10 protein-coding genes and 2 pseudogenes are annotated in these 13,527 nt (G+C 42.5%); 7 read left to right on the top strand and 5 right to left on the bottom strand.

The features are described from left to right. Nucleotides 1-93: 93 nt before the first annotated feature. Nucleotides 94-628 (bottom strand): annotated as a pseudogene (locus JGK16_RS16360) (ISAs1 family transposase); the annotation flags it as partial. Nucleotides 629-669: 41 nt separating this feature from the next. Beyond that, nucleotides 670-1,083, bottom strand: a complete 414-nt coding sequence (locus tag JGK16_RS16355; protein WP_293191357.1) for a hypothetical protein — start codon at nucleotides 1,081-1,083, stop codon at nucleotides 670-672. Between the two features lie 125 nt (nucleotides 1,084-1,208). Between JGK16_RS16355 and JGK16_RS16350 the strand changes: the two are divergent. Then, nucleotides 1,209-2,805: pseudogene (locus JGK16_RS16350) on the top strand (IS1182 family transposase). Between the two features lie 28 nt (nucleotides 2,806-2,833). Here JGK16_RS16350 and JGK16_RS16345 read toward each other — a convergent pair. Continuing rightward, a complete protein-coding gene (locus JGK16_RS16345; RefSeq protein WP_293191355.1) occupies nucleotides 2,834-3,250 on the bottom strand; it encodes a GNAT family N-acetyltransferase in 417 nt (138 codons plus the stop codon). 61 nt (nucleotides 3,251-3,311) lie between these two features. Between JGK16_RS16345 and JGK16_RS16340 the strand changes: the two genes are divergently transcribed. Next, nucleotides 3,312-3,452 (top strand): hypothetical protein, encoded by a 141-nt coding sequence (locus JGK16_RS16340; protein ID WP_293191353.1) that lies wholly within the window; start codon nucleotides 3,312-3,314, stop codon nucleotides 3,450-3,452. A gap of 80 nt (nucleotides 3,453-3,532) precedes the next feature. Here the strand turns inward: JGK16_RS16340 and JGK16_RS16335 are convergent, their stop codons facing one another. After that, complete coding sequence (locus JGK16_RS16335) at nucleotides 3,533-3,700, bottom strand: hypothetical protein (protein WP_293203272.1); 168 nt, start codon at nucleotides 3,698-3,700, stop codon at nucleotides 3,533-3,535. A gap of 93 nt (nucleotides 3,701-3,793) precedes the next feature. Here JGK16_RS16335 and JGK16_RS16330 point away from each other — a divergent pair, with 93 nt between their 5' ends. The 5 genes from JGK16_RS16330 (at nucleotide 3,794) to JGK16_RS16310 (ending at nucleotide 10,588) form a co-directional block, all read left to right on the top strand. Then, a complete protein-coding gene (locus JGK16_RS16330; RefSeq protein ID WP_293203269.1) occupies nucleotides 3,794-4,048 on the top strand; it encodes a hypothetical protein in 255 nt (84 codons plus the stop codon). Nucleotides 4,049-4,345: 297 nt separating this feature from the next. Continuing rightward, nucleotides 4,346-6,001 carry a hypothetical protein gene (locus JGK16_RS16325; RefSeq protein ID WP_293182978.1) on the top strand — a complete coding sequence of 552 codons (1,656 nt, stop codon included), beginning with the start codon at nucleotides 4,346-4,348 and terminating at the stop codon, nucleotides 5,999-6,001. Between the two features lie 4 nt (nucleotides 6,002-6,005). Next, complete coding sequence (locus JGK16_RS16320; RefSeq protein WP_293182980.1) at nucleotides 6,006-7,481, top strand: DUF1822 family protein; 1,476 nt, start codon at nucleotides 6,006-6,008, stop codon at nucleotides 7,479-7,481. A 29-nt stretch (nucleotides 7,482-7,510) separates the two neighbouring features. Further along, nucleotides 7,511-9,844 carry a CHASE2 domain-containing protein gene (locus tag JGK16_RS16315; protein WP_293182982.1) on the top strand — a complete coding sequence of 778 codons (2,334 nt, stop codon included), beginning with the start codon at nucleotides 7,511-7,513 and terminating at the stop codon, nucleotides 9,842-9,844. Nucleotides 9,845-9,865: 21 nt separating this feature from the next. Further along, a complete protein-coding gene (locus tag JGK16_RS16310; protein WP_293191351.1) occupies nucleotides 9,866-10,588 on the top strand; it encodes a DUF928 domain-containing protein in 723 nt (240 codons plus the stop codon). A 74-nt stretch (nucleotides 10,589-10,662) separates the two neighbouring features. Here JGK16_RS16310 and JGK16_RS16305 read toward each other — a convergent pair whose 3' ends face one another. Beyond that, the gene (locus tag JGK16_RS16305) at nucleotides 10,663-13,461 is read right to left on the bottom strand and encodes a CHAT domain-containing protein (protein WP_293191349.1); all 2,799 of its coding nucleotides are present in this window, start codon (nucleotides 13,459-13,461) and stop codon (nucleotides 10,663-10,665) included. Between the last annotated feature and the right edge of the window lie 66 nt (nucleotides 13,462-13,527).

The raw sequence follows: 13,527 nt of genomic DNA, 5'->3' as shown, positions 1-13,527 counted from the left end.
AAACCCAGATAAATCGTCTGCCCAATCTTCACAAATGGTTTGTGGAAATTTTCGCTAAACCCACATAGCTATTGGATCATTCTTTTTGTGGAGGCCTCTAGCATCAATTGTGACAATGCTTCCGTTTAATTTTAATACTTTGAGTAAAGCCGGAATAGCTGTAATCTCATTGGATTTTTTATCAACCTTAACTTGTCCTAAAACTAATCTTTGACTGGTGGCCCAAGCACTGACCATATGAATTGCTTTTTGATCTCCTCCTCGATCGTAAGAATGGCGAAGAGTTTTGCCATCCAGTGCGATTACTTCTCCTCTCCTTTAAGCAGCTAATAGATTGAATCCAACTCAAAAAACATTTCTGGAATTGCTCCGGCTTGAGGCGAGAAAATACTCGCGCAATTGTGTCGTGTGAAGGTATGCCATTCGGTAATTCTAAAAATTTCTTTAACCATTCGTATTTAGCTCGACCGTAACTTTCGATATCCACCCATGTATCAGCACCGCAAATCACGGCACAAATTGAGATGGTGATAATATCAATTAATTGATGGCGCTTCGTGCGCTCAATTCTTGGGTCTTCTAAGTCGGCAAAATGGTCGGCAATGGTGATTTTAGGTTTGAGTTTCATAAAAACGAACTCTGCTTAAATGTTTTGTAGGCACTCAATAATTATTCTCCAATATACCATATTATACTAATATAAACTTTAGATCCGTTCGCCCTGGCTCCAGGTTCTACAGATGGATAAAAGAAACCACTACAAGGAGCAGAATATTTAGTATCTGCTATGTTCAAACTATTAAGCTTGCCTCTCGGTATATAAATTTGGTGAGATAACTTTTGTGGACTACCAGTAACAAATCCTCGGTGGCAGAGATAGTTGATAATTCTATCTGCGTAAAGTTGGGCATCTTGACGATTGACATTATTAGCAGATCCCAACTCAACTGTCCAAGATTCCATTTTAGGGACAAAATCAGGACGTAATTTATGTAAGTCCCGATCGTCCATAAATATGCGCCACAAAGCAGCCCAGCCCTGTCCATTACATTCATCAAAGGCTTTGCTTTCAGACTCCAGCATCTTACATCCGCACTCAACCCCTAGGGCGTCGGTTCAGTATTAGGAGTTGACAAAAAAAACTGGAAATGATATGTGAATTGAAAAGCCTGTTAAATTCTCACAATCAGAAAGAAGTAAGAAACCTTATGCGCCCTCACTTATGGCATCCTCCAATTGAACTCTCAGCAACAGAAGCGTTGATTATCAAACGCATTAAACGAGCCAAGTTATTCACCTTTCTTCGACTGAACCGTTCATTCATATTTAATGATGAGTTTCAAGAAGAACTTGCTACAATTTTTAAAGATAGCACAGTCGGTCAGGGCCCAATTCCTCCTGCACAAATTGCGCTGGCAATTATTCTGCAAGCCTACTTAGGCATTTCTGATGATGAAGTAATTGAAGAAATGCTCATGGATCAACGTTGGCAGTTAGTTCTTGATTGTCTCAATTGTGAAACTCCTCCTTTTAGCAAAGCCACTTTGGTGAGATTCAGAAATCGCTTAATTAAAAAAGAACTAGACCAACGCTTAATTGACCGCACCGTAGAAATTGCCAAACAAAAAGGTGGGTTTGGCTCATCTCAACTCAAAGCAGCTTTAGATTCTTCCCCGTTATGGGGAGCTGGTAAAGTCGAAGATACATATAATCTCTTGGGTCATGCTTTACGTAAGGCGGTGAGTATGATAGCTGCTGTGCAGGGGCGGGAGCCAGCAGAAATTGCCCTGGAAGCAGGTGCACCCATCCTTAATAGTTCCAGCTTAAAAACAGCCACATAACTTAAACTGGGATGACCCAGGAGAACGTCAAAATGCACTCTTAATTATCCTAAGTAGCTTAGATTCAGTGGAAGAATGGATGCAAAGCCAGTCTGATAGTGATGAATTTGAAGTAGTCCAAGAGACTCTGGATGTTGCCCGAGTGATTAAATCCCAAAATGTAACTTTCGACTCACAAGGCGTTCCGAGTTTAAGCAAAGGAGTAGCCTCATACCGTCGCATTTCTATTGAAGACCCAGATATGCGACATGGACGGAAAAGCAAGTCTAAGAAAATAGATGGATATAAACGCCACATCCTCAAAGATTTAGAGAGTGGTGTAGTTTGCGCGGTGGCGTTGACTCGCGCAAATACTCCGGAAGCCACTGCTACAGTTGACCTAGAACGTGACTTAAAATTTCAAAATATTCACCTAGCTGAGTTACATATTGATCGGGCTTATTTATCCAGTCATTGGGTGACACAACGGGATGATAAATTACAGATATTTTGCAAGGCGTGGCCGGTCAAAAATTCTGGACGGTTTGATAAAAATTCTTTTTTTCTTGACTGGGATACGCATTTAATTAGCTGTCCCAATCAGGTAAGTATCCCATTTGAACCCGGAAAGATTGTTCATTTTCCTCAGAATGAATGTGCAATTTGTCCTCACAGAGCTGGTTGCACGAATAGTAAAAGAGGACGGACTGTATCAATTCATCCTGATGAAGCCTTAATGCAAGAGTTGCGAGCGCGTCAATCCACTGCTATTGGTCGAATAGACTTAAGAAAACGTACTACAGTTGAACACTCTCTGGCTCATATTGGGCATTGGCAGGGGAACCGTGCTCGCTATATTGGACTGCGGAAAAATCTCTTCGATCTACGGCGAGTCGCTGTTGTCCATAATCTTCATGTCATTGCTCGAATGGATAAGGTTCGGCCAATTACACCAGGCATAGAGTCGAACTCATGCACTGGCTAATTTCATAAAGTCCTTTTTTTGTCAACTCCTAATACTGAACCGACGCCCTAGCTGGCGTGTTCGAGTGCAATACTAGCCACTCGATTCGACCGCAGTTCCGTTCCAGCGCTATCTTGGCGCAATGAGCAAACAGCGCTTTTCCTACTCCAAGTAAGCGATACTCCGGCAACACAAAAATATCTTCTAAATGTAAGGATGGTAAGGCTAAAAAAGTGGAATAGGTGTAGAATGTTACAGCATAACCAACTGGTTTACCATCAACTTCCGCTAACCACGTATTAAAAGATGCGGAGGGGTCAAAAGCCTGAAATTTCAGGCGAAGACGTGCTTCAGGATCAGGCCTTGGCAATGCTTGATTATCTGCTAAAGCGTTAATCAAGTAGCACAGGATTTCTCCATCTGATACCTCACCTCTGCGGACTTTTATGTCCAAAGTGTCTTTCATCCCTTATCTCCATACAGTTTGAGATTTCATGTCCTGACATTTGTGTTTCCAGAATAGGGCAATGCCAGATAGTAATCTACAGAAAAGAAATGCCATAGTTCAAAAATATGCAAATAAATTTGTGCGATCGGCAATTTTCGTAGTTGTCAACATCTTAGACAATCGGCGGAAGTTTATCTCTGAAGTTGAGGCTATTTTTTAGCTAAAATGTTCAAAATTATGTCTGCAAATTTCTGCAAATTGCTCGATAGTCGTTCAATTGAATAAGCAAGAGCGATCGAGCTAGCTGACGGCTAGAGACGATCGCGCTCCTGAACCGAAGGGCGATCGCAGTCGCTTGTCGGACAATGCAATAACAAAAGCGATCGAGGCTATTCTGGAACTGCCTGTGAGGTCTAGTGTCTCATTTTTGGAGGAATGTGGCCAGAAGCTTGCCTGCTGCTGCTTCAATTCAAGCAGTTATGTCTCAAAAGCTCTTAGATACAAACCACACTTTCACGCTCAGCACGAGGGCAAGCAATCGATACCAAATCCGGGCGATTCATGAAGGGTAGGGTAGGACGAGGAAGAATCAGGAAGAAGTACATAATCTTCTACCAGGAAGGGAGTAAGCTCGCGACGCACCCTACTTTTCGGCGATCGTTCTGGGGGTACGCTCCTCGGATTTGGTATGATACGCTGCTCAAACGCCAGTCCAGTAAAATAATTCTCAAAGAAAAAAGTTGTTTCAACGTTCGGCGATCGACGAAAAACGAGTTTAAACCCAATACTGCAAGTTCTGCTGGACTGATGCTCTAGCCGCTTGTTCGGAAACAATACTGCCTCCCCAACTCACAGCCACCTGCATAATTCTCGGCTGGCGGTGCCAATAAGTTAGTAGTACACTTTCAAAGTTCTTTCACAGCCTGTATGCTGAAATCGATCGCGCCGTTACTCAACAGCCACCCAGCAACATCCCCGACATCGCACCGGCGAACGACCTGCGATGGCGTAGCTGCCTAGGCTGAGGCATCGCCCCGAACAAGGCCAGTCAAGTTTCAACTCAAAAATCCCGCATCAATTTTTTCTTATATTATTATTGGAGAATCGGCTAAGATGCCCAACCCTTTCAACCAGGAAAGTATTCCCAGACTTCCTGAACGTCGAGATAACGCCGAGAATTTTTTTACCTATCTCATGCTGACAAGCGGCAGCGGTCGTCCTGCTCTTTCTTGGCAAATTTATGCTGAACTAAAGCGCAACTTTGAGTTGTACAAAGAACGAAATCAGGTGCTTTCAGAGTTGTGCGCTCGGCCCGATGGAAGTCAACGTATAGCCGAATTTTGGAAGCAGATAGCGATTGGTGTGCCTTCGCATATCGCCAGAGAATGGGAACCAGAAAATAGGAAAATGCTAGCTTTAAAACATTTGGCTAGTTATTTTGAAAAACACTGCTACTACGCAGCTAACAGAGTACGAGCGCAGTCCAGTAATTGCTCTTGGGAAGATTATCTTTGCTACGCTCGCGTTTCTATTTACAATTATGACAATCTTTTGAAGTTGTTAAGGTCTTACAATACTGACCGTCAGGCTTCTTTAGATACATATATCCAGCAAACTTTGATAAGAGTTATCAACTCGGAATCAGATATCGGTAAGTTCTCGCCCTGGCGACTGCTAGATAAAAAAAGCGATCTAGAGCTTCGTGAAGCCCTCCAAAATGCCTATCGAGAACCTTACCTTTCTCAATTTATATTTGCGCGCAAATACTTTAAAAAAGTTTATTGCTTTAATAAGGTTAATAATCCCGCAATTCGTCAAAGAGGGCAAAAATGGCTGGAGGCTGACAGCGAAGACTTTCAGGAAGCAGCAGAGTGTTACAATGCAGAAAAGTCCCTGTCCTCAGCGCCGTATGAAGTCTCGGCGGGTGCAAACATTAGCGGAAAGCAAATGCAAGCTTGGATGAAAATCTGCATTAATGCGTTACAAAATTATCCCAATTTCATCAATTTTCCACTATCCTTAGGAGTGCTTCAGGAACAAGATACTGAGGAATTGTTTTATAAGTTAGAGATGGGAAACTCAAATACAGACGAAGTAAAAAATTCCCCTGCAAAAGTAAGCGAATTGAGTAACATGATTGACTCTGCTTTTGACGAACACATAGCAAATTTAAAACCCGATCAGCACAAAATTCTTTTATTTTATTACGGTTTTGGATTCAAGCAAAAGCAACTAGAACTTAAATTAAAACTGAATCAGTCCTCTATTTCCAGACGCCTCACTACTATTGAGCTAAAACTGTTAGAAGCTCTAGTAAAAGTATCCGCCCCCGAACGATGGGTTCCCCAGCAGGTAGTTACGTGGCTAGAGAGAAATTGCAGCGCTACCCTGCACTCAGAATTAATTCAAAAAGCCTTGGATCGAGCAATTAGAGAACTTGACTCTAAAGAGCAAGAAATTTTGCGCCTCCGATACGGTCAACAAGTAGCAGAAGAGAACATTGCCGATCGGCTTGGCATTAATTTGTTAGAGGTAGATGCCGCCATCTCTCAAGCTCAGCATAAATTACAAGCAAAATTGATAAAGGTGCTGAATGCTTGGCAGAAGAAGTGTGTCGGGCAGTGGCTAGCGAAGTTTTATCACGATCAAATTTTAGCTGCTAGTCGGACTCTGAATCTACCTCTAGAGGGCGAAGATACTTCTAAAAACATCGATCCGATCGTTCAACAATGCTTGCAAACTTTAACTGCATCTAAAAAAGGAGAATAAAACAATGTTTCAACCCAACCAATTACAGCCTTTCAACTTTCATAATTCTTACCGCTTGCAGTTGACAATTGACGAAGCTGACCTAGAAATTCCATGGCGCAAAGCTCAGCATCATTCTAATCCGATTTCGCGCTACAATGCTTATCTCAATGGTGTTTGTTTAAAAACATTCTTGAACTGGTTATCGGAATGGCTGGCAGAAGAAGCATTCCCTCAACCTTCAGTCTGGCACGGTCAGGATATTGCTAGTATTTGGGAAGTGGTGAATGGTACTGCATTTCAAATTGGCGAGACTAGGTTGGTGTTAATTCCCAGTGATGAGGGAGAGTTAGAAGAGTTTTGCGTACCGCAGGAATGGGTGGATATTCCTAACTGGAGTGCTGACTATTATCTCCCCGTACAAGTGAATTTAGATGGGGATGATGGTGAGTGTTGGATAGAGTTATGCGGCTTTGCGACGCACCGCCAGCTAAAGAATGACGGCAGATACAATGCGGGCGATCGGACTTATTGTTTAGCGATCGAGGAGTTAACAGAATCCCTTACGGTGATGCAACTTACTTTTGGGTTAAACTTGCAACAAGAAGTTTCACCATTGCCAAGTTTATCTGAAGGAGAGGCTGCAAAATTATTACAGCTTTTGAGCGATTCATCAATATATTCTCCCCGACTGAGAGTTACATTTGAGCAGTGGGCTGCATTTTTGGCAAATGATGAATTGAGACAATTGTTGTATGGAAAGCGTTTAGGGATTTTGGAGAAAAAGGAGGTAGCAAGCGGATTAATTTTCTCCACTCAAGATCGAGAAAATTTAGTTCACCGGGTCAAGAGTTATTTGCACGAAGGATGGCAGACAGTGGAGGGAATAGTAGAAAAATTAGGAACTTTAGAGCCTAATTTGGTTTATGCTCTAGAAGGAAATCAGAGGTATCGGGACGGTTATTCTAGCAGCCATAATAAAATTCCCACGCTGATTGAACTGTTGAAGGATAAGCGCAATAAAGGGAATCAATGGCGGGTCGCCGAATTATTAGGTCGCGTCGAACCGGGAAATGCGGAGGCGATCGCAGCATTGACTGATTTGTTACAAACAACTCAAGATGATATCTTGCGCCGTCAAGCGGCTGTGAGTTTGGGAAAAATTGACCCTAAAAATGCCAGTGCGGGTTTGAGAGTTGGTAAGATTATTAATTTGGAAATGCGACTTGATACCGAGCGCGTCGTGCTGGTAGTGACGCTGTTTCCGGAAGGAAGCGATAAAACGAACGTTCACTTGCGAGTAAGCCCCGTGCGATCGCAAACTCTGCCACCAAATCTCGAACTTCTTGTCTTAGATGAAGGAGGCGAAATTTTCGGGGAAGAACGCACGGATATGGTTAATGATAGCCTTGAATATGAATTTACGGCGGATCTCGGCGATTATTTTCAGGTGAAGGTTGCTTTGCAGCAAGTTAGCGTCACAGAAGATTTTACTATTTAACTCGATCGGTATTTGGAAGGTCAAAAGCTATGAGCAAACTCGTAATCTTGGAAATAGGGGATGTTGACAGCGAGCAGCGCTATCCTGTCGCCCTAAGAATTGGCGATAGCATTCACTCGGCTATGGCTGAAAGTAGGGGGCGGTTGCCACCGGCTAAAGATTTTCTGAAAGCCTATGAGGATTTGCGATTAGAGCGGACTGTACGCGGTTTTGGTTGTTATCGCAAATTAGAACATAAAAAAGGGCAAATTACCAAAAGTTCGGTTCAAGAATTAGCGGTTCAAGTGAAGGCGCGTATTAATACTTGGTTGAATTCTGGGGACAGTCTTTTTCAGTCTGTCAGGGATAAGTTATTACAAGTATTGAGTGCTGAGAAAGGCAATGTCAGATTGATGATTCAAACAGATGATATTTATTTCTGGGGTTTGCCTTGGCACCTCTGGGATAAACTTGACGAATTGAAAATTGAGCCTAGTTTCAGCAGGTTAACTAATACACTTGGTAATTACCAACCAACTAACTCTAAAAATAAGGTCAGAATTCTGGTAGTTTTGGGAGGACATACAGACATAAACCTTCAGGCAGATTTAGAGTATTGGAAATCGTTAATTGAAAGGGATGCCGAGATAGAGGCTGTAATAGCTATTCGCAGCACCCAGCTCAACGAACAGTTATGGAAGCGCAATTGGGACATTTTATTTTTCGCAGGTCATAGCTCTAGCAATTCAGATTACAGCCAGGGCAAGCTTGCTCTCAGTGAAACTGAAAGCATAGCAATTGAAGATTTAAAGTATGGTTTACAAAATGCGATTAAGCACGGGTTGAAATTAGCAATTTTTAATTCTTGTGACGGCATGGGATTAGTCAACGAACTAGCTTCGCTGCAAATTCCTGCTGTAATTGCCATGCGAGAGCGAGTGCCGGATGAAGTCGCTCAGAAGTTTTTGGAATATTTTCTAGAGGCATTTGCTAGAGAAAAGAAGCCTTTGCGGGACTCTGTTAGGAAGGCGCGAGAAAGCCTACACGGGATGATGGATGGTGATTATCCCTGTGCTAGTTGGCTGCCGATGGTTTACGAACACCCTGCTGTTGAGCCTCCAAGTTGGGATGAGTTGCTGAAGGGAAATGAGGAAGAGCGTCAGCGTGTTTCGATTTGGCGCAACCTTCGGACTGTATTGGTAGCTAGCGTGTTAGTCACAGGCACAGTCGTGGGAGTGCGATCGCTAGGATTGTTAGAACCTTTAGAAAAAACAGCTTTCGATCGACTCGCACAGATAATGCCGGATAAAGGGCTGGATTCCCGCTTATTAATTGTTGAAGTTACTGCCGATGATTTTAAGCAATTAAATAATGAATATCCCTTACACGATAAAACAATAGTTCGGGTTTTAGAAAAATTAAATAAGCACCAACCGCGAACTATTGGCTTGGATATTTATAGAGATGTTCCACAAGCACAAGGGCGTGATGATTTAATTAAATACTTACAGCAGCACGAGCGGGTAATTCCTATATGTATGTTTCCTTGGGATAAATTTCCAGAAGGGGTTGCACCGCCTCCCGGTCTGCCCGACGCTCGACCTGGATTTGGGGATATTGTAGAAGATTCCGATCGCGCGATCCGGAGACATTTATTGGCTATGAAGCCCTACCCGTCTTCTCAGTGCAAAACCTCATCTTCGCTAAGTTTTCAACTAGCTTTACACTATTTGCAAAACCAACCGAATAATACTGCCGATCGGAGTTCCAAGCTGCCAGTCGAGTTTCGAGAAAATTATTGGAAAATCGGCAAAACTGATTTCAAAAATTTAGAAACAGATCGAGGTTTTTATCAAAAAGAAAACTTAGGTGGATTTCAAATAATCTTGAATTATCGATCGCGCCGATCGCTCATTGACATTGCTGAGCGAGTAACTCTGATGCAAATTCTCAACGAGCAGGTCAATCCATCTGATATCAAGGATAAAATTGTTTTAATTGGTGTTACAGATCCAACTAGAAACAACGCAAACCATAACACACCTTACAACCAAGAGATTCCTAGCTTAATGTTTTTAGCTCAGAGGGTCAGTCAAATTATTACTGCCGTTGAGGATCGCATACCCCTGATGTGGTTTTTACCTCAGTGGGGTGATACTGTTTTGATTTTGCTTTGGTCTGTGGTAGGCAGTTTTTGCGCTATCCGCCTTCAATCGCGACTGCATTTAGGATTAGCTCAAGGATCGCTACTCATTATTTTATCTGGGAGCTGCGGGTTTAGCTTGCTGACATCAGGATGCGTGCTACCCCTCGTACCATCAGGATTTGCTTTGTTAGGTGCTAGCGGATGTTTAATAGTCTACAATGCTAGGAAAGACACATAGCAGCTCCCACAGCATACCTATATGAAAACTCTGTTCACCTGCGCTTGGACGCTGGCGGTTATTAACGTGACAAACTGCTTAGTTTTGGGACAGGTGCAACTTAATTTAAACGGTATCGTAGTTTCTGAAACCCAACAACCACCCGTAAGTGATAGAGCTACCGATCGAAAGCCCACAGGAACTCGCGGGCCTTGTGAAGAGACAGCAGGTTTACCTTTTACCCCTTTTTTACCTCCTAACAGTCCAGATTTTTTAGTCTCGACAATTACCGATCGCCCTACCTTGTGGTTTTATGTTCCCTACAGAAGTCAAAGCGTCAGCTATGGAACTTTTTCTTTAGAAGATGCAGGAGGAAATCGCGTCTACAAAATCGATTTCAAACTACCTGAAACTCCGGGAATTGTTAGTGTTAACCTTCCCAAAGATCGACAACCTTTAGAGGTAAATAAAACCTATCGTTGGTATTTCCGACTTTACTGTTCATCTCAAACATTACCGGGGTCTAATGCAGTTTTTCATACAGGTTTAGTAAAACGGGTCGATCGAGGAAATCTTGACGCTCAGTTGCAGGCTGCAACAAGAGAAAATCGTGCTGCAATCTATATTGCTAACCAGCTTTGGTATGATATGCCTGACTTGGCACAAATTCGCAGTCGCCCTGATGACTGGGCGAACATCTTGAAAGCGATAGATTTGGAAAAGTTGAAGGAAGAAAAGATACTAGGCCCGGTACTGCCTCGCTAAAAGATTTATATCAAATCCGGGTTTTTTACCCTCGTTATATAGTGTCTGGTAGCCTCGGTATAAAAAGACTATTCTTACAACCAATTTCCAATCATAACAAAAGGAGCCCAATAATAGGGATCGGATTTTTTGGCTAGAAGTGATAATTGGGCTTGGCGGAGCGCTTCAGCTTTATTCACATTAGGTTTTTTTAGTTCATTATAGAACTTAACCATTAGTTCCGCCGTAGACTCATCGTCAACATACCATAATGTTGCTAATGTACTGCGCGCTCCCGATCGCACGGCGACTCCAGCTAGCCCTAATGAAGCTCTAGGATCGCCCTTGGCTGTTCTACAAGCACTCAAAACCAATAATTCAATATTATTATCTTTGCGATCGCGCTTGCTGCTGAGTATATCACTTAACTCTTTACTCTGAATCACGCCATCATAAGCTACAATAAAAGTTTGTTCTGGATCGGAACTGAATTCACCATGAGTTGCTATATGAATCACTGAGGAAGGAAAAGAGTTAATTTGCTCTCTTAAGCTATTTTTGATAAAATCTTGGTTAATCAGCGGTTTTTCGCTGTTAGAAACCTCTTGTTTGATATTTCCTAACTCCCGATCTACATATTTAAGAGCGGGGAAAGCTTTTCTCCCAGGAAAAATCCGTTCTTCACTCAAGCCTGCAATTAAAATTTTCAACCTTTCTGGTTGCCAAGAATGAGGACTGATGAGTTGCAACCCTGGTGCTAGGGCAATAGCATATTTTTCGATTAGATAAATTTCTTTTTTAGTAACTTCATCATAATGAGATAAGACGCTCATTGGAATATTGCGGAAGCTGCTATCTAGGACGAATACTAATGTTCTTAACTCAGGGTATTGTTCGAGATATTTATTAAAAGGTTTAATTAACCACCCATAAATTATTTTAGAAATTTTTGTAACTTCAGCAGGTGCATCTGCTTCGCTCAATTCGCCTTGCAAGTTTTTCAGAAGAGTCTCAACTTTTCTGCGAGGTGTATCGGATGGGCGATGGTGCAATAGTCGATCGGGTAGGGAGACAATAATTTCTAACCTATCTTCTAAAATAATTGGATAAATCACTGCCGCTGTTCGATCGAGCCCATCAATTTGTTTAGTTTTAACCTGAAGACAAGCATCTCTAAAAAAGTTATCCAATTCAGCTACCTGAAGGGCTTCAATGACATTTCGGGCTTGCTTCAAATTCTCCTGACTCGGTTCCTCGCGCCGCAACAACAAATCTACCAATTCGCGATACACTGGTTCTACCCGATCGCGAAAATCGAACTGTCCGTCCCGACTAATTGGCACCAAATCGTTGCGTACCGACTGTAAAGTATTAAATGCAGCCGTATAAGCCGCGATCGCCCCCTCAACATCCCTCGCCTTCCCATCCCGACGAATCCGCCCCAATTGCCACTGCCACTGATAGGCAAGATCCGGCGAATTTAGCTGCACGTTTTGCGACAAAAGTAAAGCTTGTTCCGTACATTGTTGAGCCTCTAACCATTGCTGTTTCTGTTCGTAAATTCCGCCCAAATTACCCAAAGCATAGGCTGTTGCCCTTAAATCGCCTAAATCCTTACCTAATTTGACAGCTTGGGCTCCCAGATTTACAATTTCTCTCCAAGATAAATCTTGAGTATTTTGAGACAAGCTTTCAGAAACAGTTAAGGAATCGGGCAAACAGTAGTTAGAGAGTGATTCTGACTTTTCAGCCCTGAAATTAGGTGGGTTATTTGCAGCTTTTAATTCTTCATTTTTCAGGTTAGCTAAGCTATTCATCAAGCTAACTTCACCATATATTTTATGGCGGCTCGGCGGTAGCTGACTCAACTGAGATAAAATTGCCAACCGCAACTCTTCTGCTTCTCGGAGATTTATCTTATTCCCAATTTTTGGATCTACTAAAAGGCTGAATAAATCTAACCTTGCCTGGATTTTAATAAAGGAAGTTCCAGCAACCTCGATCGCTCTTCGATAGTAATCTAAAGCAGTTGAGTAATAATTTATTTGAGTGTTATCTCCAGACTCAGCTAGAAATCGATTTCTATTCCCCGAAGCTTCGTAAGTATTGCCTAAACTCAGCCAAACTAAAGCTTTTTCTTGATTGTTTTTCTCTTGAGTAATGGCTCGATCGACTGCTGCCAAAAACTTCTGTGAATTGTCTAAAAATCCAAGCTGCCTCAAAACATCGCCGAGTAGGCGACTTCCTGTTAATTGGATGCTTTTAAAATTTGGATTTAATTGTTTTTGTAAAAGCCCTTGTAATCGATCTAAACTTTTGCTGTCGGTTAACTGCGAGCAAGTTCGATCGGGCAGGGCAAATTTTCCTTTGTTATCCACCTCGATCGCGGGTATTAATGTTTGACAAGCCTGTTCGTAAAGCCCTAACTCTTGCATGGCTTTGACTTGAGAAATTAAACTGCGCTTCCACCCGAACTCATCCTTTAATTTAACATAAATACTAGCAGTTTGCTGCCAACTTTTTAAAGCAATATTGACTTGCCCCCGATCCGATAGCCCGTTGCCTTTGATATCAAGAGTCTGAGCGATCGCCCTTAATTCTGCTGGCGAATTTGCTCTTGATTCCTGCGGCAACAAACTCAAACTTTTTTCAATTGCTTTTTCGGCCTCCTGCCAGCGTCCAAACTGTTGGTAAGTTAACGAAAGATTGCTGAGGGCGATCGCTTGATTTAACCAATCTCCCTTAACTTCAAAAGCCGCCGCAGCTTGCTGCCAATATTTTGCTGCTTCCTCAAATTCTCCCGCCGCATAGCGTTCCCTCGCTAACTTTTCCGATTCACTTCCCTCTCGCTGCTGGAGGGCAGTAGCACTCAACCCTACAGGAACTTGTATCATTCCTACACGATCTTGTATCGTCCTTGCACGATCTTGTTGAGTAATTTCTGTTTTTCCTACTTCCCC

Origin of the sequence: Microcoleus sp. PH2017_09_SFU_O_A, from assembly GCF_020738625.1 — a bacterium.
Classification (GTDB): domain Bacteria; phylum Cyanobacteriota; class Cyanobacteriia; order Cyanobacteriales; family Microcoleaceae; genus Microcoleus.
This window is presented reverse-complemented; position numbering and strand designations above follow the sequence as displayed.

What these genes read in the sequence shown, in the direction of transcription:
- JGK16_RS16355 (WP_293191357.1), bottom strand. Translation starts at nt 1,083, where the DNA reads ATGCTGGAGTCTGAAAGCAAAGCCTTTGATGAATGTAATGGACAGGGC.
- JGK16_RS16345 (WP_293191355.1), bottom strand. Translation starts at nt 3,250, where the DNA reads ATGAAAGACACTTTGGACATAAAAGTCCGCAGAGGTGAGGTATCAGAT.
- JGK16_RS16340 (WP_293191353.1), top strand. Translation starts at nt 3,312, where the DNA reads ATGCCAGATAGTAATCTACAGAAAAGAAATGCCATAGTTCAAAAATAT.
- JGK16_RS16330 (WP_293203269.1), top strand. Translation starts at nt 3,794, where the DNA reads ATGAAGGGTAGGGTAGGACGAGGAAGAATCAGGAAGAAGTACATAATC.
- JGK16_RS16325 (WP_293182978.1), top strand. Translation starts at nt 4,346, where the DNA reads ATGCCCAACCCTTTCAACCAGGAAAGTATTCCCAGACTTCCTGAACGT.
- JGK16_RS16320 (WP_293182980.1), top strand. Translation starts at nt 6,006, where the DNA reads ATGTTTCAACCCAACCAATTACAGCCTTTCAACTTTCATAATTCTTAC.
- JGK16_RS16315 (WP_293182982.1), top strand. Translation starts at nt 7,511, where the DNA reads ATGAGCAAACTCGTAATCTTGGAAATAGGGGATGTTGACAGCGAGCAG.
- JGK16_RS16310 (WP_293191351.1), top strand. Translation starts at nt 9,866, where the DNA reads ATGAAAACTCTGTTCACCTGCGCTTGGACGCTGGCGGTTATTAACGTG.
- JGK16_RS16305 (WP_293191349.1), bottom strand. Translation starts at nt 13,461, where the DNA reads ATGATACAAGTTCCTGTAGGGTTGAGTGCTACTGCCCTCCAGCAGCGA.